This window comes from Aureimonas sp. AU12, from assembly GCF_001463705.1.
Taxonomy (GTDB): Bacteria; Pseudomonadota; Alphaproteobacteria; order Rhizobiales; family Rhizobiaceae; genus Aureimonas.
This window is the reverse complement of record NZ_BBWH01000043.1, coordinates 142182-166006: the sequence shown is the minus strand read 5'-3', so window position 1 is coordinate 166006 and position 23825 is coordinate 142182. Positions and strand designations below refer to the sequence as shown.

Sequence of the window (23825 nt, the reverse complement as noted above, 5' to 3'; positions counted from 1 at the left end):
GACCGGACGGCGGCACTGACGCCGCCCGTCAGAAAGACATTTTCCGAATAGTAGCGGCCCGTTGGGCGCTACTCCTCGAGCGCTTCCTTCACGGCGACCGCGAGTTCGCGCAGCGAGAAGGGCTTGGGCAGGAAGCCGAACTTCTCGCCGTCCGGCAGGTTCTTGGCGAAGGCGTCCTCGGCATAGCCGGAGACGAAGATGAACTTGAGGTCGGGACGCACCTTGCGCATCTCGCGCAACAGCGTCGGGCCGTCCATCTCGGGCATCACCACGTCGGAAACGACGAGATCGACCTTGCCACCGATCTCCTCCATGACTTCGAGCGCCTCGACGCCGCTCGATGCCTCGTGAACCTCGTAGCCTCGCATCTTGAGGGCGCGAACATTGCCGGCGCGCACGTTGTCCTCGTCCTCGACGAGCAGGATCGAGGCGGTGCCCGACAGGTCCATCTTGGCCGCCGAAACGGCCGCGGTCGGCTCGGCTTTGAGCGCCGGCCCTTCGGCCGGGATGTGGCGGGGCAGGAAGATGCGGAACGTCGTGCCCTCGCCCAGCACCGACTCAACGAAGATGAAGCCGCCAGACTGCTTGACAATGCCGTAGGCCATGGACAGGCCGAGACCGGTGCCCTTGCCGATGTCCTTCGTGGTGAAGAACGGCTCGAAGATGCGCTCGGCAACGTCGGCCGGCATGCCCGATCCCGTGTCGGCGACTTCCATCAGGACGTATTCGCCCTCGATCAGCTCGGCATAGCCGAAGCCCTTCGCCTCGGCCGAACTGACGTTTCGCGTCGAGATGGTCACGCGCCCGTTCGTCGACATGGCGTCGCGCGCGTTCTGGACGAGATTGGTCACCACCTGCTCGAACTGGCCGATATCAGCCATGACGGGCCAGAGGTCGCGGGCGTGATGGCGCTCCAATTTGACCAGATCACCGGAAATCCGCTTGAGGAGAAGATGCATGTCGGCGACGACATCCGTCAGGTTCAGCATCTTCGGCCGCATCGTCTGACGGCGCGAATAGGCGAGCAGCTGGCGCACCAGCGATGCAGCGCGGTTGGCGCTCTGCTTGATGAGGAGCAGATCCTGGAACGAGGGATCGCCCGTCCGATGGTTGAGGAGCAGGAAGTCGACCGAGGCGGTGATGATCGTCAAGACGTTGTTGAAGTCGTGCGCGATACCGCCGGCGAGATTGCCGACCGCCTGCATCTTCTGGCTCTTGGCGAACTGGTCTTCGAGCGTGCGCTGCTGGGTGATGTCGACGCCGTAGAGGATCGCAACCTCGCCCGTGTCGTCGCGCGGGTCTGAATTGGCGCTGATGTAGAGGCGGGAGGAGCGCATCGGCTCCGTGGTGAGTTCGGCATCGACCGAGGGAATGCCGGCCTGCCCGCGCACGGCGGCGGCCAGCGCTTGACGGATCGCCTCGCGGCTCTCGTCGCGGACGCAGTCGGTGATGAGCGTCGTACCCACCGCGGCCGCCTCGCCGAAGAGGCGTGCGAAGGCCGCGTTCGCCCGCGCCACCTTGCCCGACGCGTCGAGCGCGGCGATCGCCATCGGCGAGGAGTTGAAGAAGCGGGTGAACCGCACTTCGGCGGCCCGCAGCGCACTTTCCTTCTCGCCGCTGCCCGAACGGTTGAGGACGAGGGTGCGCGTCAGCCCGGGCGCACCATCGCCGGCGCGCGCCATGTTGCGCAGGAGGCGCACGGGCAGCCGATGCCCGGTCGCGGTGACGAGATCGAGGTCGATCGTCGTGGTGCCGCTGTCGTCGTCGGGGCGGCCGTCGCGCTTGAGGAAGGTGGCGCCGTCGTCGCCGACGTGATCGAAGATCGTGCGCCCATAAGGCTTGAACGTGGCGAGATCGACGCCGAGCCAGCCGGCCAGCGTCGCATTGATGTAGGCGATGCGGCCGGTCTCGTCGGCCGCGAAGAAGCCCGCCGGCGCATGGTCGAGATAGTCGATCGCGTGCTGGAGATCCTTGAAGAAGCTCTCCTGATCCTCGCGCTCGCGGGTGATGTCGGCGATCTGCCACGCCTGCATCGGGTTGGTCTCGCTCGGCAACGGGCGAACCGAGGCGCGATACCAGCGCGGCGACGGTTCGCCGCCACCGCCGAGATGACGCGTCAGGCGAAACTCTTCCTGCCCGGCGACGTTTTCGCGGGCGAGGTTGGCCAACCGGTAGATGGCCTCCGACGCCTCGGGCTCGCGCGACAGCAGACGCTCGAGCGTGCGAACGTCGCTCGACGAAGCCGCCCCGGTGAGCTGACCATAGGCCCGGTTGGCGTAGACGATCCGCGCCTTGCGGTCGGTCAGGAGCGTGCCGGTCGGCAGCTCGTCGAGGAAATCCTTGGCGATGTCGCGCCCGCCGTCGCGGCCGCCGAACTGCAGGATCCCCAGCGCCAGCGCGAAGACGGCGGCGATGCCGACCATGGCGAGAACGCCGAAGATCGCGAGCAGAGCGATGGCGCCGTAGACATGCCCGAAGAGCGCGAGGGTCGCGGCGAAGACGAACAGGAAACCGGCGAGGAAGAGAAGGCGGCGCACGCCTACCGAGTCGGTGTTCCGATCGATCAAGGGTTTCTCGCTCATGCTGGACGCCATCTGGGCCGTCTGTTCCACAGGTGATGCTCCGTGCGCCGAGATCGGCCCTATCGGGGACAGGCATTAACGATTACGAGCTTAGGACGCCGAACGCACGAGATTCTGTCGAATTTGCGCCTGACGTATTCGTCCGACATGATGCTTTGGCAGTATGGGCCGAACCTGACCTGGCGCTGGACCAGGAACCGGGGCGACCTAAGAAGTGGAGTACCGGCCGTTGGTCCGCACCGTCAACGGTTGCGCGCCACCGCTCATCGGAGGACGTGGTAAATGCGTGAATGGCTCGCCGGCGTGGTTGGCAACGATTGGGCCCCGGTGGTTTCGGTGATCCTGGCAGCGGCGGTGGTGATTCTGCTGGCCCTCGTCCTGATCGAACTGGCCAAGCGCGTCTTTTCAGGAACGGGCGGGATCGGAAGCCGAAGCCGGGCGCCGCGTCTGGCGGTCCTCGATGTCGCGGCGATCGACCCCAAGCGCAAGCTCGTGCTGGTACGGCGCGACGAGGTCGAGCATCTCCTTTTGATCGGCGGGCAGAACGACGTGGTGATCGAGCCCAGCATCGTTCGTGGCCAGCCGCAGGCGCGCCGCGCCCGCATCGATCCGGCCGTCCGCTCGGAACCGGAACTGGCGCGCGATCCCGCGCCCGAGCGTGTCGGCCAAGCGGTTCCTCAGCGCCGCGTCCCGGTTGCGCCGGCTCCCGTTGCGGTGCCGGCCCCGGCCCCGGCGATACCGGCTTCGGCAGACGTGGCGCCGCCGCAGCGCCAGCCCATTCCGCTCGTGCCCCCGGTCGTCGCACCTATTGCGATGGCCGTCCCCCCCGTGTCGGCACCGGTCGCGGCGGAACCCGCGCGCGTGATCGTCGAGCCCGTTCGGGCAGCGGACACGGAACGCAGCGTGTCCAGCTCGGGCGAAACACGCGCGACCTTCGGGCGGACGCCGCCGCTCGTCTCCGCCATCATTCCACCTCCGGCCAACCCGATCGCGGCATCACGCATCGCCGCCGAACTGGACGGAGCCGGCAAGGATTCCACCCCGGCACCGCGCGAGCGGGAACCGGTCGTTGTCATGGAAGAGGCAGCCAGCCAGCCGGCGTCGAAGGCACCGTCAGCCGCGCCCATACCGGCGCCTTCGGCGGTTGAGGCGCAGCAGCCCGCGCCCGAGCGGCCGGCTGTGCCACGCCAGGCTCCCATCGAACGTCCGATGGCCCCACCGAGGCCGGCGGCGACGCGACCGCCAGAAGTCGAGCAGGTCCGGACCGGTCCGGTGGTGACGCAGCCCGCGACGCCCGTCGACGTGCCCGAGCGCCCTTCGGACCCGGTGCCTGAGCCCGCGCCGACTGCCGCCCTCCATTTCAACCCCGCGCCGCCACAGCCGGCCGCACAAGTCGCTTCGGCGACGACGCCGGTGCCTCCTCCGTTCGCGTCGGCGCGTTCGATGGCGACGCCGACGCTGCCGGTGCCGCCGCGTGCACCTGCCGCCCCAGCCCCAGCCCCAGCCCCATCCACGCCGACGCCGGCACGCTCTCTGTGGTCGAGCGCGCCTGCCTCCCCTGCCCCTCGAGCTCAGAACGGCTCCGACAGCACGGCCGCCGGCGGTGACGACGCCGTGATCCGCAATGGCAGCGGTGCTCAGACCGACAAGGCGGCGCCGGCTGCCGCGACCGAAGTGCCACGCACTCCGTTCGCCGACGGACCGATCCTGCGGGCCGACGAACCCTTGATCGAGACGAGCCCGTCAGCGCCCGCACCGGCGCCCGTCGTGACAACCGAGGCAAGACAACCGCTCTCGGTTCGCAGTTTCGCCACCACCATTCAGGAGCGCCGCCCACCCGCTCCGACGGTCGCGGTGACGCCGGTCATGGCCCCGATCGATCGTTCGATACCCGCACCGCACGAGCCGGTGCGCAATGAAGCGCCCTCGCACATCGAACCGGAGATCCACGCCATTCACGAGCCGACCCTTCCGCAGGGCGAGGACAGCATGAAAGCTGCACCGCAGGCCGAACCGGAACGGGAACTGACTTTGGAAGAAGAAATGGAGCGCCTGCTCCATGACTTCACTCTTGACGTGTCGGATCGGCGCTAGAACAAGCGCACCCTACCCGGAAAACGAAGACGGGCCGCAATGCGGCCCGTTCTTTTTTGTCTTCGGCTCGTCTGCGACGCTACTCGTCACGATAGACTTTCTCGCGGCGCTCATGGCGCTCCTGCGCCTCAAGCGACATCGTCGCGATCGGACGAGCATCCAACCGCTTCAAGCTGATCGGCTCGCCGGTCTCTTCGCAAAAACCGTAGGTGCCTTCGTCGATCCGCTCGATCGCAGCGTCGATCTTGGCGATCAGCTTGCGCTGCCGGTCGCGCGCACGCAGTTCGATTGCGCGGTCGGTCTCGGAAGACGCGCGGTCGGCGGCGTCGGCCTGGCTGGCATTCTCGCTGGCGAGCGCTTCGAGCGTTTCGCGCGACTCACGCAGGATGTCGGTCTTCCAAGCCATGAGCTTCTTGCGGAAGTAATCCTTCTGGCGGTCGTTCATGAACGCGCCGTCTTCCGAAAGACCCGTTCCGATTGGTAAGGTTTCGCTCATGCTGCATCCTCCAAGACCGTCGTCGCGGTGCTTATAGCGGCGGAGACGCCAGCGAACAAGTTGTGCCGGGAATCGTCCCTTGGCGCTCCCGCCTCGGATAAGCCTCGACAAATGCTGCGCTTTCTCATGGCGGTCAAACGCCCCCGCCCCATCTGCTGTAAGGGAAACGCTTGCGGAGCATTTGCGCCGCCTTCGCAGGGCAACACACGCGCAAATTGCCCCACGGCAGCAGGGCAAGGTTCGCAATGAGGCGTCGGCCGCTCGCTTGACCGCGACCGCGGTTGCTGGCCCACTCCGTCCAATGACATTGCCCGGCCGAACCCTCCATCTCCTGCGTCACGCCCATTCGTCATGGGCACTCCCGGGACAGCGCGACCACGAGCGTCCGCTCGACGATCGAGGCCGGCAGGATGCAGCCAGCTTGGCGGAAAATCTGCGGATCGAGCCACCTTGCGTCGACCGCATCCTCTGCTCGACCGCAAGCCGGGCGCGCGAGACCCTCGCCATCATCCGCCCGGCACTGCCGTCCGACCTTGCCGTCGACTTCTCGGACGATCTCTACGCGCTGGGTCTCCAGGCCTATCATGCGGCAGCCCGTCGGCATCGGGCCTGCGCCGGGGTTCTCCTCGTCGGTCACAATCCGACGATCGAGGAGTTCGTGGCAGCCTTCTGCGCGAGCGGCTCGCCCCAAGCATTCGAGACCATCCGGCAGGGGGTGGGCACCGCCCATTGGCTGACGATCGAACTGCCCGGCGGCGACACGCCAAGCTTGAGGCTGCATGGTATTCTTCGCGGCGTGAGAACGCCCTGAAGACAGGCGCCGCCACCTGTCGGCCGGCCGGCACCGCAACTATATAGGCGAGGCCATAATCGACCGAAAGCGCCGCGCAACCTCATGACGTCCCTCGCCGACGAAGCCCGCATCGCGCTCGACAACCTCGCCGATCGCGGCGCCGGCTTGTTTCACCCCACCGTTCGCCTCGGCGTCGCCGGCCTGTCGCGCGCTGGCAAGACCGTCTTCATCACCTCGCTGATCCACAACCTCCTCCACGGCGGCAGGCTTCCGTTGTTCGAGGCGCAGAGCTCGGGGCGGATCAAGCGCACCTACCTGGAAGAGCAGCCCGACGACGCGGTGCCCCGCTTCCAGTACGAGGAGCATATCCGGGCGGTGCTCGAAGACCGGGTCTGGCCGCAGTCGACGCGCGCCATCTCCGAGTTGCGCCTGACGATCGAATACGAATCGGCGTCGGGCTGGTCGCGCTTCTTCTCGCCGGGCAAGCTGTCGCTCGACATCGTCGACTATCCCGGCGAATGGCTGCTCGACCTGCCGCTGATCGACAAGGACTACGCCACCTTCTCGCGCGAATCGATCGAGCGGGCCCGGCTGCCCTCGCGCGCCACAATGGCGGGCCCCTATCTTGCGCTTCTGGCCGATCTCGACATCACGGCGCCCGCCGACGAGCAGACGAGCGGAAGGCTGAGCGCGGCCTTTGCCGATTACCTACGCGCCTGCCGCGCCGACACGACGGCTCTGTCGACGCTGCCACCGGGCCGGTTTCTCATGCCCGGCGATCTCGAAGGGTCGCCGGCGCTGACCTTCGCACCGTTGCCGGTCGAGCCGAACGTCGACTACGCCAAAGGCAGTTTCGCCGCCGTCCACGCGCGGCGCTACGAGGCCTACAAGACGGTGGTCGTCAAACCCTTCTTCCGCGACCACTTCGCCCGGCTCGACCGTCAGATCCTCCTCGTCGACGCGCTACAGGCGATCAACGCCGGCCCCGAGGCCGTGCGTGATCTCGAGACGGCGCTCGCCGACATTCTCGCCTGCTTCCGTCCGGGCCGCGCCAGTTGGATGGGCTCCCTGCTCACCCGGCGGATCGACCGGATCCTCGTCGCGGCGACGAAGTCCGACCATCTCCATCGCGAGAGCCACCAGCGGCTGGAAAACATCGTGCGGCGCCTCGTCGACGACGCGATCGGCCGCGCCAACTTCTCCGGCGCGACTACCGACGTCGTGGCGATGGCCGCGATCCGCGCGACGCGCGAGGCGAGCGTCACCGATCGCGGCCAGGCGCTGCCGGTGATCGTGGGAACGCCGATCGCGGGCGAAGAGATCGCCGGCGAGCGCTTCGACGGCGAGACCGAGACCGCCGTGTTCCCCGGAGACCTGCCAACCGACGTCTCGCGCGTGCTGCGCGAAGGCATCGTGCCCGGTCGCGGCCTCGATCCCGTGACCTTCGTCCGCTTCCGCCCCCCGCGGCTGGAGCGGACCGCCGAGGGCCTGACCCTGTCCCTGCCGCACATCCGGCTCGACCGCGCGCTCGAATTTCTTATCGGGGACAAGTTGCGATGAGCGACGACACGCCCCGCCGTCCCGCCGCGTTCCGTCTCGACGAACCGCCCACACCCGCGACACCGCCGCCGGTGCGCCAACCCCGTGCGATCGGCGACCTCAGCCGGGTGGAGATCGAGGCCGACGGCGCGTTCGAGGCCGAGGCGATGGCGCAGATGGACGCCGAGCCCGCACGCCGGCGCGCACGCCGGGGCTTCTCCTTCGGCCGGCTGCTGGTCGGGGCGCTCGGGGCGATCGTCTCGCTCGTCACGGGTCTGGCGATCGACGCCTTCGTGCGCGATCTCTTCACCCGCGCCGACTGGCTGGGCTGGCTGGCAATCGGCCTGACGGCGCTTGCCGCCATCGGCCTTCTCGGCGTCGCCGGACGCGAGATCCGCGGCATCCTCAAGCTCAACCTCGTCGAGCGCGAACGACGCGACGGCGCCAAGGCGTTCGAGACCGATTCCGCCCGCGACGCGCGGGACGTGGTGGGGCGGCTCGTCTCGATCCTGGCGGACCGGCCGGAAACCGCGCGCGGCCGCGAGCGGATGGCGGCCACCGCCGACGACATCATCGACGGGCGCCAACTCATCACTCTGGCCGAGCGCGAGCTTCTCCTGCCGCTCGATGCACGGGCGCGGGCGCTCGTCATGGCCTCTTCCAAGCGTGTTTCGATCGTGACCGCCGTCAGCCCGAGAGCCATCGTCGACCTCGCCTTCGTCTTCTTCGAAACGATCCGGCTGGTTCGTGCGATCTCCGAACTGTACGGCGCAAGACCCGGAACGGTCGGGCTGATCCGATTGACGCGCGACGTGCTGGCGCATCTCGCGGTGACGGGATCGATCGCGGTCGGCGACAGTCTGGTGCAGCAGGTGGTCGGGCACGGGCTCGCCACCAAGCTCTCGGCCAAACTCGGCGAGGGCGTCGTCAACGGACTGCTGACGGCACGGGTCGGGCTGGCGGCGATGGATCTCTGCCGCCCGCTGCCGTTTCTCGGCGTCCAGCGCCCACGGATCGGCGATTTCCTGCAGGATCTGACGCGCCTGACGCGAACACCCGGCGAGCGAACGGATTGAGGCGAGAGGGCAACAGCGCCGGCTGGCTACGGGTTCGCGAAAGGATCGGTTAACCAATCCCCTTGATAAAGGGCACAACCTGTTTTTTCCTTCTCCCGAAGGGTTGCCCATGCTCCGCTCGCCCGCCCGCGTGTTGTCGTCCCTCGTCGCGCTTGCCGCCCTCTGCGGCCCGGCTGCGGCAGCAGACCAGGACGCCGCCTTCTTCGAAACCGTCTTCGGGCGCTGGGTCGGCCCCGGCGAGATCGTTGCCGGCAAGTACAAGGGCACCAAGTTCGTCTGCGATCTCAGCGGCGTGAAGCCGACCATCGACGTCGGCATGGCACTCGACGGCACCTGCCGGGTCGGCATGTTCTCGCAACCGATGAGCGCCCAGTTCACGAAGGGCGGCTCGTCCTACAAGGGCTCGTTCCTCGACGGGTCGCAGGGCAAGGGCCTCGACATCGTCTCGGGCGACGTCGAGGGCAACCGCATCGTCGTCGGTCTCGATCGCAAGCAGTTGAAGGGCGCGATGGTCGCCCGCCTCGTCGATCCCGACAAGCTGAACGTCACGATCTCGGTGCAGGTCGCCGACGAACTGGTCCCCGTGATCGGCATGAACCTGAAGCGCGACGCCACCGTCAAGCGCGCCGCACTCGGCGACTGACGGCTCAGGCCTCCCCGCGCCACCAGTCGACCGAAGCCGCCTCGCGGACGATCCCGTCGCTCTGCAGGCTGTCCCGCCACGAGGCGACGCTGCGCCCGTCGATGAGCAGGTCCGGCGCGATCTCCGCCAGCGGAACGAGAACGAAGGCACGCTCCCGCATGCGCGGATGCGGCAGCTGCAGGTCGTCGGTCTCGACCGTACCGCCGCCGAAATCTAGAATGTCGATGTCGATCGTGCGCGGGCCCCAGCGCTCGCCGCGGATCCGATGCAACTGCCGCTCGACGTCGAGACAGGCCGACAGCAGATCGGTCGCCGATCGAGCCGTGTCGATTCCGGCGCAGGCGTTGAGGAAGTCCGGCTGGTCGAGCTTGCCCCAGGGCGGGGTCCGGTACGGCGCGGAGACGCCGACGACGCGCTGCCCGGGCTGCGTATCCAGGAGCCTAAGCGCAGCCGCCATCTGCCGCCTCGGGTCGCCGAGATTGCCGCCGAGGCTGAGATAGGCGCGCGTCATGTCCGGCGGGCTCCGAGGGCGGCATCCGCCATCTGCAGAGCATCCCGGTTGGTCGCGACGTCGTGGACCCGGAAGATCGCTGCGCCGCGTTCGCGCAGGAGAACGCTGGTCGCTGCCGTCGCCACATCGGCGTTGGCGGGCTCGCCGCTCAGGACGCCGCGGACGAACCGCTTGCGGGAGGTGCCGACCAGCAGTGGAGAGCCGAGCGCGTGGAGTTCCGTCAGCCGCATCATCAGTTCCAAATTCTCATGCGCCTCCTTGGCGAAGCCGAAGCCGGGATCGAGGACGATCCGGTCACGTTCGACGCCGGCCGCCGCTGCGATCGCCAGCGAACGTTCGAGAAAGTGGAACTGGTCTGCGATCACGTCGGTCAGGCGCTCGCGCTCGCGCCCGGTGTGCATCAGGCAGAGGCCGGCGCCGGTGCGCGCCGCGACATCGGCGATGGCGGGATCGCGCTGCGCGCCCCAGACGTCGTTGACGATATGCGCCCCCGCCTCGACCGCCAGCCGTGCGGTCTCGGCGCGGTAGGTGTCGACCGAGATCAGGCATGTGCCGGATTTCGCCAGACCCTCGATCACCGGCAGGATGCGGGTCTGCTCCACCTCGGCCGACACCGGCTCGGCGCCCGGCCGCGTCGATTCCCCGCCGACGTCGATGATCGAGGCACCGTCTACGACAAGGCGCAGCCCCTCCTCCACCGCGCGTTCGGCTTCGCCGGCAAAGCGACCGCCATCGGAAAAGCTGTCCGGCGTGATGTTGAGGATCGCCATGAGAATGGCGGACGGCCCGAGCACGAGCTCCCGCCCGTGGGCCAGCCGCCAGACGCGGGAATTTCCCCAATTCATGGATGGGATAGACGACTGGAGCAAATCGAACGCAAAATTAATCTGTCCCGGCGGTTGCACTCGCTGCGCGACCGCTTAGCGTGGCGTCAGAGGGTTTCAAGTCTTTCGAGGTCGAAACATGAAGCGTGCATGCGTCCTCAGTCTTGCCATCGGCCTTTGCGCCGCAGGCTCCGCCTCGTCCGGCGAGATCAAGGAACGCACGACCTATTTCATGGTCAAGGGTCAGACCCTCGCCGACCTGACCAAGTCTTTCGGACGGGGTGGCCCGATGCTGGGATCGGGCGAGCGACACGGGGGCGCCACGCAGGTGACGTTCGCTGGCGACGCGACCTATGCCGAAGGCGCCGGAACCTGCCGCGTCGACCGCGCGGCCTTCAGGCTGAACCTCGTGACGACTCTGCCCCGCTGGTCGCCCCCGGCCGATGCGACGCCGGAGATGAAGGTCGTCTGGCGCACCCTTCGCAACGACGTCGCCACCCACGAGGCCAAGCACGCCGAGATCGCCAAGCGTTGGCTTCGGCAGCTGGAAACCCGCGTGAAGGCGCTTTCGCCCGAGCCCAACTGCGCGGCGATGAAGCAGCGCGTGGCCACGGAGCGGCGCGATGTCCTGAAACAGCACGACCTCGCGCAGGTCGACTTCGATCGGCATGAGACCGGCCGTGTCGATGCACGCGTCGAACATCAGCTGTCGCGCAATCTCGGCCGCTTCACCCTGCGCTGAAACGTCGGCGCCAGGTGTGCCGGCCGCCGTCACGCTTGGCGCGCGGGCACCTGCAGGGTCATCCCGGCAAGGTCGGGACGAATGCGGATCTGGCACGACAGCCGCGATGCCGGCTTCACGTCGATCGCGAAGTCGAGCATGTCCTCTTCCATGGCCTCCATCGGGGCAATGACCTCGAGAAAACGCTCGTCGACATAGACGTGGCAGGTGGCGCAGGCGCAGGCGCCGCCGCAATCGGCGTCGATCCCCGGCACGTCGTTCCGGATGGCATTTTCCATGGCGCTCGACCCGTCGGGAGCATCGATCTCGTAACGGGTGCCGTCGTGGGCGATGAAAGTTATGGCGGTCATGCGTTCGCCTAGTCCGCTTGCCCGCGTCGTGTCAATCGGCGGCGTCGCCCGCGACGAAGGGTGACAGGAACGCCGAGACGCGGCGCATCTCGCGAAGAAGCGCATCGTTGGCCTCTTCGCCGCTGGGGTTGCGCTCGACCAGGGACGCCGCTTGCGCGAGCGGAAAAGCGCCGACATTGCGCGCCGAGCCGGCCAGTGCGTGGGCGATCGATCCACGAGCGTCTACGGCAGCGCCCAGAAGCCGCGCTTCCATCAGTTCCAGCTGCCGATCCAGAAGCACCAGGATCTCGCGCTCCAACCCGCGATCGCCCATCGTCTGCGCCGCGAGGTGGACAAGATCCACCGGGCGTCCGCGAGAGGGGCAGGACGCGCGGAGAACCGGCATCTCTGAGGACGAATCGAAGTCTGATCGGACGGCCAGCATGCGTGCTCTCTTCTCCTTGGCGATATGAGCGGGGGAAAGCAGGACTTCCCGGACATGGAAGCGTTCCCCTCGGGCTCGATCGGGTCCATCCTGCCCAATCGACGTTTGGATTTCCTGAACGCCCTTTGCAAAACGGGGGGCGTAGGGTCAACCGCTCACACGTGTGGTTACCGGTTCCTGCAACCAGCGCTGAAACTCTGCGCCCAGGCGTTAACCAAATGTTTAAACTTGTACCGATCGGGCGCTTTTACGGTTTCTTTCGACCGTAGGGCTCATTAGGTTTCAAGCAGTTGGAATTCCGTCTTCCGTCCGCCAGCTCCAGCGGCGGAAGCGCAGTGGCCAGCGCCCCAACGTTCCCCTCTGTTCGAGGGGTGCGGGGCGAAGTGGCCGAGTGTAACGAGTATCGAGGCGCGGCGGACCATGTCGAAGATCAAGACGGCCGAACAGCTTTCAGACGAAGCGGTCAACGAACTGGAAGCCGCGCTGCGAGGCGAGGATTTTGCAGGTCCCGACGCTTCCGATCCCGGCACGTCCGGAACTGCCGAAGGCCATGTCGAAACGGAGACGTTGAAGGCCGACGAAGTCTCGATCGACTTCGCCTTCAGCGAATTCGACAGGACGGTGGAAGCGGCGACGAGCGCGTTCCGGCAGGAGGCCGAAGTCGCTGCCGCGACCGAGCAGCCCGCCGACGAGCCTGTAGCGACCGCCGAGGCCTCGACCGTCGAAGCCGACCCGATGGCGCTCGACGACTTCTATCTCGGTGAAGAGGACCTGATCGAGGCCGTCTCGCAGGACGAAGGAACGGCACAGGTCGTCGATCACGCGGAGCGCGCCGAGCCCGCGCTTGCAGCCGACGATGCCGACGGATCCAGCCTTGGCGCCGCAGCCGCGATCGTTGCGGTTCCGCCGGTGGCCGAAGCCGCCGCGACCGCCAGTTCGCGGCTTCGTGCCGAACGTCGCAACGGTCCGGAAAGCCGCGTCCGCCGCGAGGAGGACTCGTCCGCTGCTCCCGCCTTCCCGTCCGCCGGCGCGGCTCCCGCCTCGCCTGCTGCCGCGAATGGCGGGCGCAATGCGCGCGACTTCAAGGCGACCGTCGCCAACGACGAGAAGCGGTCGGCCGCGGTAATGGCCGATGCCCTGCTCTCGCGCCGCACCTCGCGGCGCACAATCCTTCTGGGCAGCGTCGTCGCGGCCGGCTGGGTCGTCCTTTCCGCGGCGGCTGCCGTCGCCTTCGTCGGTGCCGACACGTCCGGCGCAACCACGGGAGCCGGTGCGGGCGTCACGCTGGCGATCGTCGCCGCGGCCGTCGTGCTGCCGGCCCTCCTCATCATCGCCTTCGCCGTGATGGTGCGTCGCTCGCAGGACCTGCGCCTGATGAGCCGCTCGATGGCCGAGGTGGCGTTGAGGCTCGCCGAGCCCGAATCGGTCGCCGCCGAGCGTGTCACGAGCGTCGGTCAGGCCATCCGCCGCGAAGTCGCAGCGCTGGGCGAAGGCGTCGAGCGCGCCCTCTCGCGCATGAGCGAGCTCGAAGGCATCGTGCATTCCGAGGTCACGTCGCTGGAACGGGCCTATGCCGACAACGAAGTGAAGATCCGCGCGCTCGTGACCGATCTCGGCACCGAGCGCGAAGCCATGCTGTCGCATGCCGAGCGCCTGCGCACCTCCGTCGTCGGCTCGCACGATCGTCTCGTCGGCGACGTCGACAGCGCCTCGCAGCGCATCCTGCAGCAGGTCGAGGCCGCCTCCCTGCGCTTCCATTCGATCCTCGACGAACGCGGCGAAGCGCTGACGCGCTCCTACGACGATCGCAGCCGCGCCATGATGGCCTTCTTCGACGAGCGCAGCGCGCAGGTCGACGCCGCGCTGTCGGGTTCGAGCAGCCTCGTCATCGAGAAGATCGCTCGCACCGCCGACGAGACGACGGCTCGCCTCGAGCGCACCGGCGAAGACCTCGCCCGCTCGCTCGAGCGGCAGACCGGCGAGATCCAGACCCGGTCCGACGAGCTTGCCGATCGCATCGCCACCATCGGCGCGCAGACGGGCGACCGGATGCAGGCCTCGAACGAGCGCGTCCTGGCGCTCCTCGACGAACGGTCCGAACGCCTGAATTCCGAAGCCGAGATCTTCGACCGCAATCTGGCCGAGACGCTGGACAAGCGATCCGCCCGCATCCGCTCCGACAGCGACGCCATCGCCAGCACGCTGGCTTCCAGCGTCGACGAGCGCGTCACTCTTCTCGCCAGCGCGACGGACGGCTTCCTGCGCCGGATCGACGAAGGGTTCGGCGAACGCGTCGAGAAGGCCTCGAGCCTGCTCGGTGACCGCAACGCCACCCTGCTCCAGCAGTTCGACGAGCGTCTCGCCGCCCTCGAAGAGGCGCTGTCCGGCAAGGGTACGGCCCTCGTCACCGCGATCGAAGGTCGCGCCGCCGCGATCGACCGCTCGACCGACCGCATCTCGGATGCCCTCGGCAAGCGCACGGCCGAGTTCGCGCAGGTTCTCTCCGACCGCACCGGCGAGATCGGTCGTGCCTTCGCCACCGGCCATGCCACGATGAACCGCACCGCGAGCGAAGCTCTCGCCAGCGTCGATGCGGCGTTGAAGTCGCAGACCGACGAGCTCGGTGCGACCTTCGATTCGCGTATCGGCTCGCTCGGTGCCGTGCTCAGCGATCGCTCCGCCGATATCGACACCTCTCTCGCCTTCGCCCAGCAGTCGCTGCTCGCCTCGTTCGAGGAGCGCGGCAACGCGATCACCGGCGCGATCGAGACGAATGTCGGCCGCCTGGAAACCGTCCTCGACGGCGCGGAAGGCCGTCTGGCGGCGGGCGTCGATGCTCGCACCGTCGAACTGGAGCGGGCTCTGGACGCTCGCGTCGACCGGATCGAGCGTGCGCTCGACGACAGCCAGCGCCTGTCGGGCAGCGAGTTCGACGATCGTCTGCAGCGCATCACGGCCGTCCTCGCCGAGAAGGGGTCCGCGATCAACGTCGCCTTCGACGAGCGCTCGCGCGTCCTGGCGGCCGATCTCGACCGGCGCCAGATCGAAATCGACGACGTGCTGTCGACCCGGACCGATCGCTTCCTCGGCGGTCTCGACGAGCGTTCGACCGCCCTCACAACCGGTCTGGCCGACCGGATCGCCGCCAGCGAAGCGTTCATGCGCTCAAGCGGCGAGCGACTTTCGGAGTCGCTCGAGCTCTACACGGCTCGCGTCGGCGACGACGTGATCGGCCGCCTCGAAGCTTCGCTGATGACCGGCGACGACCGGCGCCAGGAGTTCCTGACGCGTCTGGAAGCACAGACCTCCGGCATCGAAGCGACCTTCGAACGCTCGGTCGCTCTCGTTGCCGAGAACCTTGCCGCCCGCATCGTCGAACTCCAGACCGCCATCGACGCGTCCCGCACCAACCTCGTCGAGACGCTGGATGCCCGCACCGGCCTCTTCGGTCGCGAGATCGACCAGAACGCCAGCACGATCCTCACCGCCGTCGAGAACGCGCTGTCGCTTCTCATCCAGGGTCTCGATGGTCGCGGCGCCTCGCTGCGCGACAGCGTCGAGAGCGCCCGCACGGCCATGCTCGACGGGCTCGACGAACGCGTCCTCTCGATGCGCCAGATGGTGGACGCGTCCGAGACCGCCCTCCTCGGCGACCTGACGGAGCGCACGGAACGGCTCGCCTCCGAGCTCGATCGCGGCAACGCGGTCATCGTCGGCACTCTCGACTCGCGCATCGACGCTCTTCGCCAGGCCCTCGTCGACTCCGACGGTCAGCTCGGCACGGCGATGGATGAACGCCGCGAGAACCTGACTGCCGCCATTGAGGACGTCGCCAGCTCGCTGGCCGCGACGCTCGGCGATCGCGCCGACGACGTGCGCCGCGTGCTCGAACAGAGCGCCAGCAACGTCTCGACCACGCTTGACACCAAGCGCGACGAGATTCTCGCTGCGTTGGAGACGGGGACCGCCACGCTCTCGCTCGCTGTCGAGGAGCGCACCGACGCCATGGCCGTCTCGCTCGAACGCGGGCTTGCCAATGTCGAGCGCACCCTTACGGGTCGCACCACCCACATTGCCGACACGCTGCGCGACTCCATCGTCGCCGCCACCGCCACGATGGGCGAGCAGGCGGACCACGCCCGCACCGGTCTCGAAGGCGAGATCCAGAAGATCGCCATCGTCATCGGCGAGCTCGGCAACGTGTTCCATGCGTCCTCCGAGGAGGCGCAGGCCAAGTTCGGCGAGGAAGTCGCCAAGTTCGAAGCCCGCGTCCAGTCGGTCGTGCAGTCGGTGCAGGAGACCTCGGAGGCGGCCCGCAACGATCTGACTGGCGAAAGCGCCCGGATCGCGGAAGGCATCTCTCTTTCGGCGGAGACCATCCGCTCGATGAGCGAGGAGGCCCGGAGCCGCTTCGCCGACGAAGCACAGTCGCTCGGCCGGAACGTCGCCGAGGTCGTCGCCCGCATGCGGACCGACGCCGAGGAGGTTCGCGAAGCCCTGGCGCTCGAAGGCGATGCCTTCACCACGCAGATCGGCGGCGCATCGCTCGCCATGCGCAGCGAAGCGGAAGCCGCACGCGAACGCCTCGCGCTCGTGGCCGGCGAGTTCGCCGGCGGCCTGGAAGACATGGCCGACCGTCTTCGCAGCGATGCAGAGACCGCCCGCCGTATCGTATCGGATCAGGCCGTTGCGCTGTCCGGTGACTTCGAGGCGGCTTCCGATCGCCTCCGACTGGTGGGCGACCGGACCCGCGAGCAGTTCACTGCCGATGCGCAACAGATCCGCGAAGAGGTGGCCGCGGCCGCCATCCAGATCCGGGAGCATTCCGATCTCGTTCGCCGCGAAGTGTCCGAGCAGTCGGCGGCCATCGCCGGCGAGTTCGCCAATGCCAGCGGCCATCTGCGCGAGGCCGGCGAAGTGTCGCGCCGCCTCATGCTGGAGGATGCCGGTCGCATCGCCGCCGAGGTCGGCAACGTCGCCGCCGCCATGCGCGGCGAGACCGACCGCGTGCAGAGCGAGGTCGACGCGCAGGTCCGCCGGATCATCGAGGAGGTCGGCGGTGCCGCAGATCGCCTGCAGGCCAGCAGCGGCGAGACCCGCGAGCGCCTCTCCACCGAGGCCGTCCGCCTCGTCGAAGAGCTGGATGCCGTCGCGCTGTCGATGAGCGAGCAGGCAGAGGCAGCCCGCAACCGCCTGTCCGACGACGCCGCGACCTTCGCGGCCCGCGTTCAGGACGCCGCGACCCTCATCCACGGCGAGACCGATCGCTCCTCGATCGCGCTCGACGAACGCGCCGCCCGCTTCGCGGACGAACTGGCGGGGCTCTCGACCCAGCTCGCTCTCGCTCTAGACGGGACGACCGGCGGCATCCGCGACGACCTCGCGCAGTCCGCTACCGCCCTTCGCCGCGAGATCGAGGACGCTGCCGGCGTCATCCGCTCCGAGATCGGCGCCGTATCCGCCAACATCCGCAGCGACACCGCTGACGTCGCGGGCGCCATGCTCCGCGACGCACAGCAGGCCCGCGAGGTTCTGGTTCAGGAAGGCTCCGACATCTCGTCGCGCCTCGCCGGGGTGGCGACCGCCATCCGTATCGAAGCCGATCGCATCCGCGAGCAGATGGCGGACTCCACCTCCGCCTTCGGTCAGGAAATCGCGGAGCGGATCGCCTCGTCCGAGCGTGATTTGGCGGCCAGCGCCGACGCCATCGGCCAGGGCATCGACGGGCGCACCCGCGACCTCGCCGACATGCTCTCGAACCGCAACGCCGAGATCGTCGGTCGAATCGCATCGTCGGAGCAGGGCCTCGCCGCCAGCGCCGACGCCATCGGTCAGGACATCGAGAGCCGTACCCGCGACCTCGCCGACATGCTCGCAAACCGCAACGCTGAGATCGTCGGCCGCATCGCGTCGTCGGAGCAGAACCTCGCGGCCAGCGCCAGCGCGATCGGGCAGGACATCGAGGGCCGCACCCGTGACCTCGCCGACATGCTGTCGAACCGCAATGCCGAGATCGCCCGCCTGATCGACGAGGAAACCCGTCCGATCGTCGAGCGTCTGTCCGAAACCGGCTCCATGGCCGTGCGCGCGCTGGAAGAGACCTCGCAGGACATCGCCAACCGGTTGCGCACCGAGAACGCGGCGATCGTCGCCGCCTTCGTGCGCCGCGCGGAAGAGACCGTCGAACAGCTCGGCGCGTCCTCGTCAGGCCTTCTGGCCGCGCTCGATGCCCGCACCGAGACGGCCGTTGCATCGATCTCGGGCGCCCGCCTCGAGATTACGCAGGAGATAGGCGATCTCGTTGACCGCTTCTCCTCGAGCAACGCCTCGCTTCGTGATCTTCTGGACGAAGCGGCCGGCAATCTGGGCCGCGCCGAGAGTGCGCTGCAGGAGACGAGCGTGCGCTTCCGCGGTGAGACCGAGCGGGTGGGTGACGAGATCGCGTCCTCGTCCGATCGGTTCGAGCAGCAGGTCGGCCGTATGGACGGTGTCGCGGGCGCCGCCTTCGACCGGATCGAGGCTCTGACCTCGAAGTTCGGCGAACACGGCCGGATGCTGGCGGAAGCCAGCACCCTTCTGGACGGTGCACAGTCCAATCTCGAAGTCACTCTCGAGGGTCGCCACGAGGGCCTGCAGCGTCTGGCCGACGGCCTGACGGAGCGCTCGGAAGAGATTCGCACGATGCTGACCTCGTTCGACGGTGTGGTCGACCGTCTGTTCACCGACGCCGAGAAGCGTTCGCGTGACATGGCGGCCTCCATCACCGGCGATCTCGGCACGACGCTGAGCGATGCCGAACGCCAGCTCGAAGAGACCGAGCGCCGCTCCGAAGCGACCGCCGAGCATGTGCGCGAGGCCATCCGTTCGGTGATCGAGGAAGCGACGGAGCGCTTCGGCGGTGCCACCGCCGAGATGCGTCGCGCCGCCGGCGAGATCCGCGGCGAACTCGAAAACGCCCGGGCCGAGATCCGGCGCGGCGTGTTCGAACTGCCGGACGAGACGCGTGAAAGCACCCGTGCGATGCGCCGGGCGGTGTCGGACCAGATCCGGGCGCTGCGCGAACTCAGCGAGATCGTCACGCAGTCCGGCCGCGCCTTCGACGTGCGCTCGCCCGACGCCACCACGGCGGCGCGGCCAGTGGCTTCGAGCACGGCCCGTCCGGCTCCGGCGACAGCGGCCCGCTCCGTGGTGACGGCCGCGCGCGCCGAAGAGGATGTCGACGCCCGCTATGCCGGCGGCTACGTCAGCGACGGCAATCTGGCACGGTCGACGGGCGGTCCGTCTTACGACGTGCCGCGCGCCGAACTCGGCGCGTCCCGCCCGGCACCTGCGACGGGAACCCGCGCCGGCGATCTGTCGCCGCTGCGCCCGGCGGCTGGCGCCGCGCAGGCTCGGCCTCTGCCCGCGCGCTCGGAAGCGGCACCTGAAGCCACGGCCGACGACGCCCGCCAAGGTGGCTGGGTCTCGGACCTGTTGCGCCGCGCCTCGCAGGACGAGGACGGCGACGACGCGATCGAGCCGGCAGCCCCGGCCCGGTCTTCGGAGGCCCCTCGCCCGGCCGAGCGTTCGCAGGCTCATGTCGTCGACTCGCTGAACTCGCTGTCGGTCGACATCGCCCGAGCCATCGACCACAACGTTTCGGTCGAACTGTGGGACCGCTACCGCAGCGGCGAGCGCAACGTCTTCACCCGTCGTCTCTACACGATGAAGGGCCAGCAGACGTTCGACGAGATCCGTCGCAAGTACCAGCGCGACTCGGACTTCCGCAGCGCGGTGGACCGCTACATCGCCGACTTCGAGATGCTGCTGCAGGATGCGTCCCGCAAGGATCCCGACAACACGCGGAGCAAGAGCTACCTCACCTCGGACACGGGCAAGGTGTACACGATGCTCGCGCATGCGTCGGGCCGCTTTGACCAGTAAGCGAACCGGCAAACGATGACAGAGGGGCGGATCCGCAAGGGTCCGTCCCTTTTTTCTGGGTGCAGGGCGCGATGACTCGTCCCGGCTGTTCGAGGTATGAACGCTACGAAGCTTTGCCGCAGCGAAGCAATGGCTCGTCGATGGATCCCTCGACGCCAGGCGTGACGGTCCATCCATCTGACCGTCCAGAACTCCGCGGGCGGCGGATTAAAGCGATGGCGTGGTCGATGAGGAAGCAACGTTCGATCGACGCGACCGGGGTCCGAATGCCCCGTTCAGAGGAGAACCGTTTCACGTCGGACACGCCGTGCCGGTCGATCTCGGCGCAGCACCCAGCGCAAGCGGCACAAACCATCGGCAAATCATGGGTTGCCTCGGAGTTTAACGATTTGCTCCATCCCATCTGCATCTCGGCCCGCCATGGTCACGTCGGTTCCCCCGACGACTGGAGTTCGACAGTGGCCAAGAGCAAGTCCCCGACCCCGGAAACGGCATCTGACACAGCGAAGCCGTCCGGCTTGTCGAAGAAGGTTCGCCTGATCGGCACTGCGGTGCTTGGCCTCGCCGTCATGTCGGCGGGCGGGACCTACTTCGCGATGTCGGGCGCCGAGGCCTCGGAAGTCGCGGAAGCCGCGCCGGCATCGAGCGAGATCCCCGTCCCCATGCCGGTCGCTCCCGTCGCCTCCGCCGTGCCGGTCCAGGCCGACGACTACAAGATCGTCTCGATCTTCGGCGACGAGGCGATCCTGATGACGGGAACGAACCTCGTGCGGGTCAAGGTCGGCTCGACGGCGCCGGGCCTCGGCGTCATCACCGCTGTGGAAGCCACCCCCGACGGCGGCGGATCGGTCGTCGCCACGCAGGCCACGCTGCGCGCGCTTTAAACGACGTCGCGACGAAAGGACGGCGACGCAACTCCGCCGTCGCGGGTGTGGGATGGGGTTCCTCGTCAGGCTTGGGCAGCGGTCTTGCAGCGTCACTCCGTTCACGGCGAGTGACGGCGGCTCTGTTCTAGCTCAGCTGCTGCGCCCGCCTCCTTGCGCAATGTCGGCGATGAGGACGCACGGAAGCCAAGCTTGCGGATCGGCATCGTTCAGCTTGGCGGCGCGAGTTTGACCGACCATAGCAGCCGCCTCTCACCTTTCAGACCCGGAAGGGCTCGACGTCCGGCGACCGACTGTGGAACCACTCAGCTAGGACCAGTCGCATTGTCGGATCGGCAAATCCGGCCATCGCAGGGCAAATCGGCAAAGCATTTCGAGAGCAACAGCCTACACTCGATCGACCGGCCGTTGCTCGTCAGAAGGCAACGGCCGAGTGTCGCCTGCAGAGCCAGACGCGGGGATCGGCTACGAGCGACCCGCTGCGTTCGCAACGATGTGCAGTCGCATGGCCTGTTCTGCCTGCCGAAAGCCAAGCTGAGGCCGGAAGAGAAGAGATACGGTGTCGACGGCCTCTGCCAAGCTTCGGCCTTGCGCGGCATCAAGGCCTGCATTCCCGCCCGTTCCAGACGCAAGGCCCCGGTCACGCAAGACGTGATGCCTGATCGCCAGCGCCACAAGATCGAGATCAGGTTCGGTCGGCTCACGGACCCGCGCCGAATCCAAACCGGCGACGACCGGTGCGCCCTCACCTTCTTCTCTGGCGTCTGCATCGCAGCCGGCATCACCGTCGGCCGCTGACTATTTTACCAGTCGAACGTTCTCGTCACCGGCCTTTTCCCAGACCGGGCAACCGATGATGATGCGGATGTCGTTGTAGTCGCGGTCGCCATTCGGCGTGTCTTCCCAGCCATAGTAGGTATACTTCCCTTTTTCACAGGGCAGCGTATTCTTCAAGGGTGTTCGACCGGTGCCGACGGGGATGATTCCCAGAGGTTTCTCGCGGCAGGCATTGAGATTGGGGCACAAGATTGTCTCAAGAAGGTCAGCCGACAAATTATAAACGTCCCCTCCATTCTTGTCCTTTGTCGTGTCGGTAAAGTAGCGATTGACCTTCGATGGATCGGATTTGTTTTTCGGGACGTGCTTTCCCCAGACGATATTGTACAACTCGAAGCTCAATGTCTCGCCGTCCTTGCATTGTGGAACGGTGGACGAATACTGGCCGCTGTCGTTGTCGGCAATGGTCACGCTTTGCGTTCTTGCGGCAGACTTGTCTTTCGCGCCGATCGCCGCGTTGTAGCAATAGGCATTCACCTTGTTGTAGTCCCAGGCCAGCGGGTCTAAGAACAAGGTTTCAGGCTGCTTGTAGACGAGCTTGGCACCCGTGTAACGGGCAAGCGATTTGGCGGCGACCGCGATCGAGGAACCGCCAACCGGGATCAGTCGGGACAGCGTTCGCGGCACGTCGGCGGTGGCGGTGACCTCGTACTCGGTCGCCGAAGTCCAGGTTCCGACGAATTTCGCCTTGGCCAGCGTGACGCGACTTCCTGCCGTCGCCGTCATCGCATCGTAGAAGCGACTCTTCGCACCCGGTCCTTCAGAAGCGACGGCGAGGGCAATGGCGTCGGCCTCGCCCTGCAAAGTGGCTTGCGTGGCATAGGCCTGCGAATAGTCGACACCGAGACCGGCCATACCCATGACAGGAATGATCGAAACCGCGGTGATGATCGCGAAATTTCCGCGATGGCACCGTGCGAAGCGTTTCAGCAATCCGTGCACGTGATGGGCTTTCCCGGTCTAGGCCGAACGATCGACTCGGCATTCATTTGCAATTGCTTGAAGAAGAGAGCCGGAAATGTTGCGGAATGATTATACCTGACGGATGTCGTCAGGTATCCGACGTCTCGTAGCGCCGAGTAGTTGTCGGGAAGTTGTGAATTCAACACGCTCCCCTTTTTTCCGCTGGGGAAGTTTTGCGTCCAACTCGTCGAAATCTTGCCGTCGGCGCCGATGTAGCGATACGTGACATCGATCGTCGCATTCGTGCCATCGAGTGGCGCGAGGACGGAAACGGCCGCCGACATGGTTTTCTGTACGATCTGCGCGGTGACGGAAGGCGCCTTCGTGATCAGCTGGTCGACGGTGTACGCGAGTTTCTGCGTTTTCTGATAGGCGATGACGGCGTTCGTGATCTCGAACATGCCCACCATCAGCAGCAACAAAACGGGGTAGATCAGAGCGAACTCGATCGCGGCGACACCGGAGCGGCTGCGCGTGAACTTTCGCGCCAAACCCTTCACTTTTCGATCCTCACGAGCGAGGTACTGACGAGGAACACACTGCCGTTGGACAGGTTCGACAGCACGACCGCCAGCGGCTCGAGAATCAGGCTCCACTCGTAACCGACCCGCAAGCTGGTGAAGGAAGGATCGCTGATCACCTTGAAATCGAATGCGGTGTCGACGACCTTTCGGTTGGCCAGTGGCTTCGGCAGACTGAAGTCCGTCACCGCGGCGACCTCTCGATAGTCGATGCGCATGGCAGCACAATCGATCCTGAAGACCATTTCTCCACAGAGGTCGGTTCTGATCGCGGCCTTCTCGTTGATCGTCTCTCCGGTCATCAGCCGGCGCGCGACGCGATCGACCGCGTGTTCCAGCTGCATCGACGCTGTCAGGATCAAGGCAATTTCCATGATCGAAAAGAGAAGCAGGAAGAACGGGATCGCCAGCAGTGCGAACTCGATGGCCGCCACGCCCCCGTCGTCTTTGCGGAACGATCTCCAACCCAGTCTCATCCGCTTCACCCTACCTGCGAGACCCAGCCTAGGCGCAGTGGGTTAAGTCGGATTTAAGTCGCTGTCGAAATTGGTCTCGATCATAGAAAGCCATCCATATGATCTTGGCAATCTCAATGCGATGCTTCAATTTTTCCGTTCATTCTC

General features: G+C 67.0%; 18 protein-coding genes. 9 read left to right on the top strand and 9 right to left on the bottom strand.

Annotation, left to right across the window (positions count from 1 at the left end; all coding sequences use genetic code 11):
* Positions 1 to 68 precede the first annotated feature (68 nt).
* A complete protein-coding gene (cckA, locus tag AUL33_RS17625; protein WP_082652709.1) occupies positions 69 to 2582 on the bottom strand; it encodes a cell cycle histidine kinase CckA in 2514 nt (837 codons plus the stop codon).
* 282 nt (positions 2583 to 2864) lie between these two features.
* Here cckA and AUL33_RS17620 point away from each other — a divergent pair, with 282 nt between their 5' ends.
* Positions 2865 to 4676: a flagellar biosynthetic protein FliO gene (locus tag AUL33_RS17620; protein WP_062211268.1), complete on the top strand. Its 1812-nt coding sequence runs from the start codon at positions 2865 to 2867 to the stop codon at positions 4674 to 4676.
* A gap of 79 nt (positions 4677 to 4755) precedes the next feature.
* Here the strand turns inward: AUL33_RS17620 and dksA are convergent, their stop codons facing one another.
* Positions 4756 to 5172, bottom strand: a complete 417-nt coding sequence (gene dksA, locus AUL33_RS17615; RefSeq protein WP_062211265.1) for an RNA polymerase-binding protein DksA — start codon at positions 5170 to 5172, stop codon at positions 4756 to 4758.
* A 301-nt stretch (positions 5173 to 5473) separates the two neighbouring features.
* Here dksA and AUL33_RS17610 point away from each other — a divergent pair, with 301 nt between their 5' ends.
* From AUL33_RS17610 to AUL33_RS17595, 4 genes are all read left to right on the top strand, one after another.
* On the top strand, positions 5474 to 5983 hold the full coding sequence (locus AUL33_RS17610; protein WP_082652700.1) for a histidine phosphatase family protein: 510 nt from the start codon (positions 5474 to 5476) through the stop codon (positions 5981 to 5983).
* A gap of 84 nt (positions 5984 to 6067) precedes the next feature.
* Positions 6068 to 7525 (top strand): YcjX family protein, encoded by a 1458-nt coding sequence (locus tag AUL33_RS17605; protein ID WP_062211261.1) that lies wholly within the window; start codon positions 6068 to 6070, stop codon positions 7523 to 7525.
* Positions 7522 to 8580, top strand: a complete 1059-nt coding sequence (locus AUL33_RS17600; protein ID WP_062211258.1) for a YcjF family protein — start codon at positions 7522 to 7524, stop codon at positions 8578 to 8580. Before AUL33_RS17605 ends, AUL33_RS17600 begins: the two co-directional genes overlap by 4 nt.
* A gap of 109 nt (positions 8581 to 8689) precedes the next feature.
* Positions 8690 to 9223: a hypothetical protein gene (locus AUL33_RS17595; protein ID WP_062211255.1), complete on the top strand. Its 534-nt coding sequence runs from the start codon at positions 8690 to 8692 to the stop codon at positions 9221 to 9223.
* A gap of 4 nt (positions 9224 to 9227) precedes the next feature.
* On the opposite strand, the gene folK is transcribed toward AUL33_RS17595, so the two are convergent.
* Complete coding sequence (gene folK / locus AUL33_RS17590) at positions 9228 to 9734, bottom strand: 2-amino-4-hydroxy-6-hydroxymethyldihydropteridine diphosphokinase (RefSeq protein WP_062211252.1); 507 nt, start codon at positions 9732 to 9734, stop codon at positions 9228 to 9230.
* Positions 9731 to 10579, bottom strand: a complete 849-nt coding sequence (gene folP, locus AUL33_RS17585) for a dihydropteroate synthase (protein ID WP_062211249.1) — start codon at positions 10577 to 10579, stop codon at positions 9731 to 9733. The genes folK and folP overlap by 4 nt, the downstream gene beginning before the upstream one ends.
* 118 nt (positions 10580 to 10697) lie before the next feature.
* Between folP and AUL33_RS17580 the strand changes: the two genes are divergently transcribed.
* On the top strand, positions 10698 to 11300 hold the full coding sequence (locus tag AUL33_RS17580) for a DUF922 domain-containing protein (RefSeq protein ID WP_062211246.1): 603 nt from the start codon (positions 10698 to 10700) through the stop codon (positions 11298 to 11300).
* Positions 11301 to 11329: 29 nt separating this feature from the next.
* On the opposite strand, the gene AUL33_RS17575 is transcribed toward AUL33_RS17580, so the two are convergent.
* Entirely contained in the window at positions 11330 to 11650 is a 321-nt protein-coding gene (locus AUL33_RS17575) for a 2Fe-2S iron-sulfur cluster-binding protein (protein ID WP_062211243.1), read from the bottom strand.
* A gap of 31 nt (positions 11651 to 11681) precedes the next feature.
* Positions 11682 to 11993, bottom strand: coding sequence for an Hpt domain-containing protein (locus AUL33_RS17570; protein WP_192843211.1), 312 nt, complete (start codon positions 11991 to 11993; stop codon positions 11682 to 11684).
* A 501-nt stretch (positions 11994 to 12494) separates the two neighbouring features.
* Between AUL33_RS17570 and AUL33_RS17565 the strand changes: the two genes are divergently transcribed.
* The 3 genes from AUL33_RS17565 (at position 12495) to AUL33_RS17555 (ending at position 21679) form a co-directional block, all read left to right on the top strand.
* Positions 12495 to 19997: a hypothetical protein gene (locus tag AUL33_RS17565; protein ID WP_062211237.1), complete on the top strand. Its 7503-nt coding sequence runs from the start codon at positions 12495 to 12497 to the stop codon at positions 19995 to 19997.
* Between the two features lie 215 nt (positions 19998 to 20212).
* Complete coding sequence (locus AUL33_RS22305; RefSeq protein ID WP_156419471.1) at positions 20213 to 20881, top strand: hypothetical protein; 669 nt, start codon at positions 20213 to 20215, stop codon at positions 20879 to 20881.
* A gap of 588 nt (positions 20882 to 21469) precedes the next feature.
* Positions 21470 to 21679, top strand: a complete 210-nt coding sequence (locus AUL33_RS17555) for a hypothetical protein (RefSeq protein WP_156419470.1) — start codon at positions 21470 to 21472, stop codon at positions 21677 to 21679.
* On the opposite strand, the gene AUL33_RS17550 is transcribed toward AUL33_RS17555, so the two are convergent.
* Genes AUL33_RS17550 through AUL33_RS17540 form a run of 3 tightly spaced genes read right to left on the bottom strand, consistent with a single transcriptional unit; the run spans position 21680 to position 23636 of the window.
* Entirely contained in the window at positions 21680 to 22651 is a 972-nt protein-coding gene (locus AUL33_RS17550) for a TadE/TadG family type IV pilus assembly protein (RefSeq protein WP_062211225.1), read from the bottom strand.
* Positions 22645 to 23181 (bottom strand): TadE/TadG family type IV pilus assembly protein, encoded by a 537-nt coding sequence (locus AUL33_RS21735; protein ID WP_192843210.1) that lies wholly within the window; start codon positions 23179 to 23181, stop codon positions 22645 to 22647. The genes AUL33_RS17550 and AUL33_RS21735 overlap by 7 nt, the downstream gene beginning before the upstream one ends.
* Positions 23178 to 23636: a TadE/TadG family type IV pilus assembly protein gene (locus AUL33_RS17540; RefSeq protein WP_062211219.1), complete on the bottom strand. Its 459-nt coding sequence runs from the start codon at positions 23634 to 23636 to the stop codon at positions 23178 to 23180. Before AUL33_RS17540 ends, AUL33_RS21735 begins: the two co-directional genes overlap by 4 nt.
* Positions 23637 to 23825: the final 189 nt, after the last annotated feature.

Excerpts from the sequence above, each read along its gene's own strand:
- cckA (WP_082652709.1), bottom strand. The coding sequence starts at position 2,582 with ATGAGCGAGAAACCCTTGATCGATCGGAACACCGACTCGGTAGGCGTG.
- AUL33_RS17620 (WP_062211268.1), top strand. The coding sequence starts at position 2,865 with ATGCGTGAATGGCTCGCCGGCGTGGTTGGCAACGATTGGGCCCCGGTG.
- dksA (WP_062211265.1), bottom strand. The coding sequence starts at position 5,172 with ATGAGCGAAACCTTACCAATCGGAACGGGTCTTTCGGAAGACGGCGCG.
- AUL33_RS17610 (WP_082652700.1), top strand. The coding sequence starts at position 5,474 with ATGACATTGCCCGGCCGAACCCTCCATCTCCTGCGTCACGCCCATTCG.
- AUL33_RS17605 (WP_062211261.1), top strand. The coding sequence starts at position 6,068 with ATGACGTCCCTCGCCGACGAAGCCCGCATCGCGCTCGACAACCTCGCC.
- AUL33_RS17600 (WP_062211258.1), top strand. The coding sequence starts at position 7,522 with ATGAGCGACGACACGCCCCGCCGTCCCGCCGCGTTCCGTCTCGACGAA.
- AUL33_RS17595 (WP_062211255.1), top strand. The coding sequence starts at position 8,690 with ATGCTCCGCTCGCCCGCCCGCGTGTTGTCGTCCCTCGTCGCGCTTGCC.
- folK (WP_062211252.1), bottom strand. The coding sequence starts at position 9,734 with ATGACGCGCGCCTATCTCAGCCTCGGCGGCAATCTCGGCGACCCGAGG.
- folP (WP_062211249.1), bottom strand. The coding sequence starts at position 10,579 with ATGAATTGGGGAAATTCCCGCGTCTGGCGGCTGGCCCACGGGCGGGAG.
- AUL33_RS17580 (WP_062211246.1), top strand. The coding sequence starts at position 10,698 with ATGAAGCGTGCATGCGTCCTCAGTCTTGCCATCGGCCTTTGCGCCGCA.
- AUL33_RS17575 (WP_062211243.1), bottom strand. The coding sequence starts at position 11,650 with ATGACCGCCATAACTTTCATCGCCCACGACGGCACCCGTTACGAGATC.
- AUL33_RS17565 (WP_062211237.1), top strand. The coding sequence starts at position 12,495 with ATGTCGAAGATCAAGACGGCCGAACAGCTTTCAGACGAAGCGGTCAAC.
- AUL33_RS22305 (WP_156419471.1), top strand. The coding sequence starts at position 20,213 with ATGGCGTGGTCGATGAGGAAGCAACGTTCGATCGACGCGACCGGGGTC.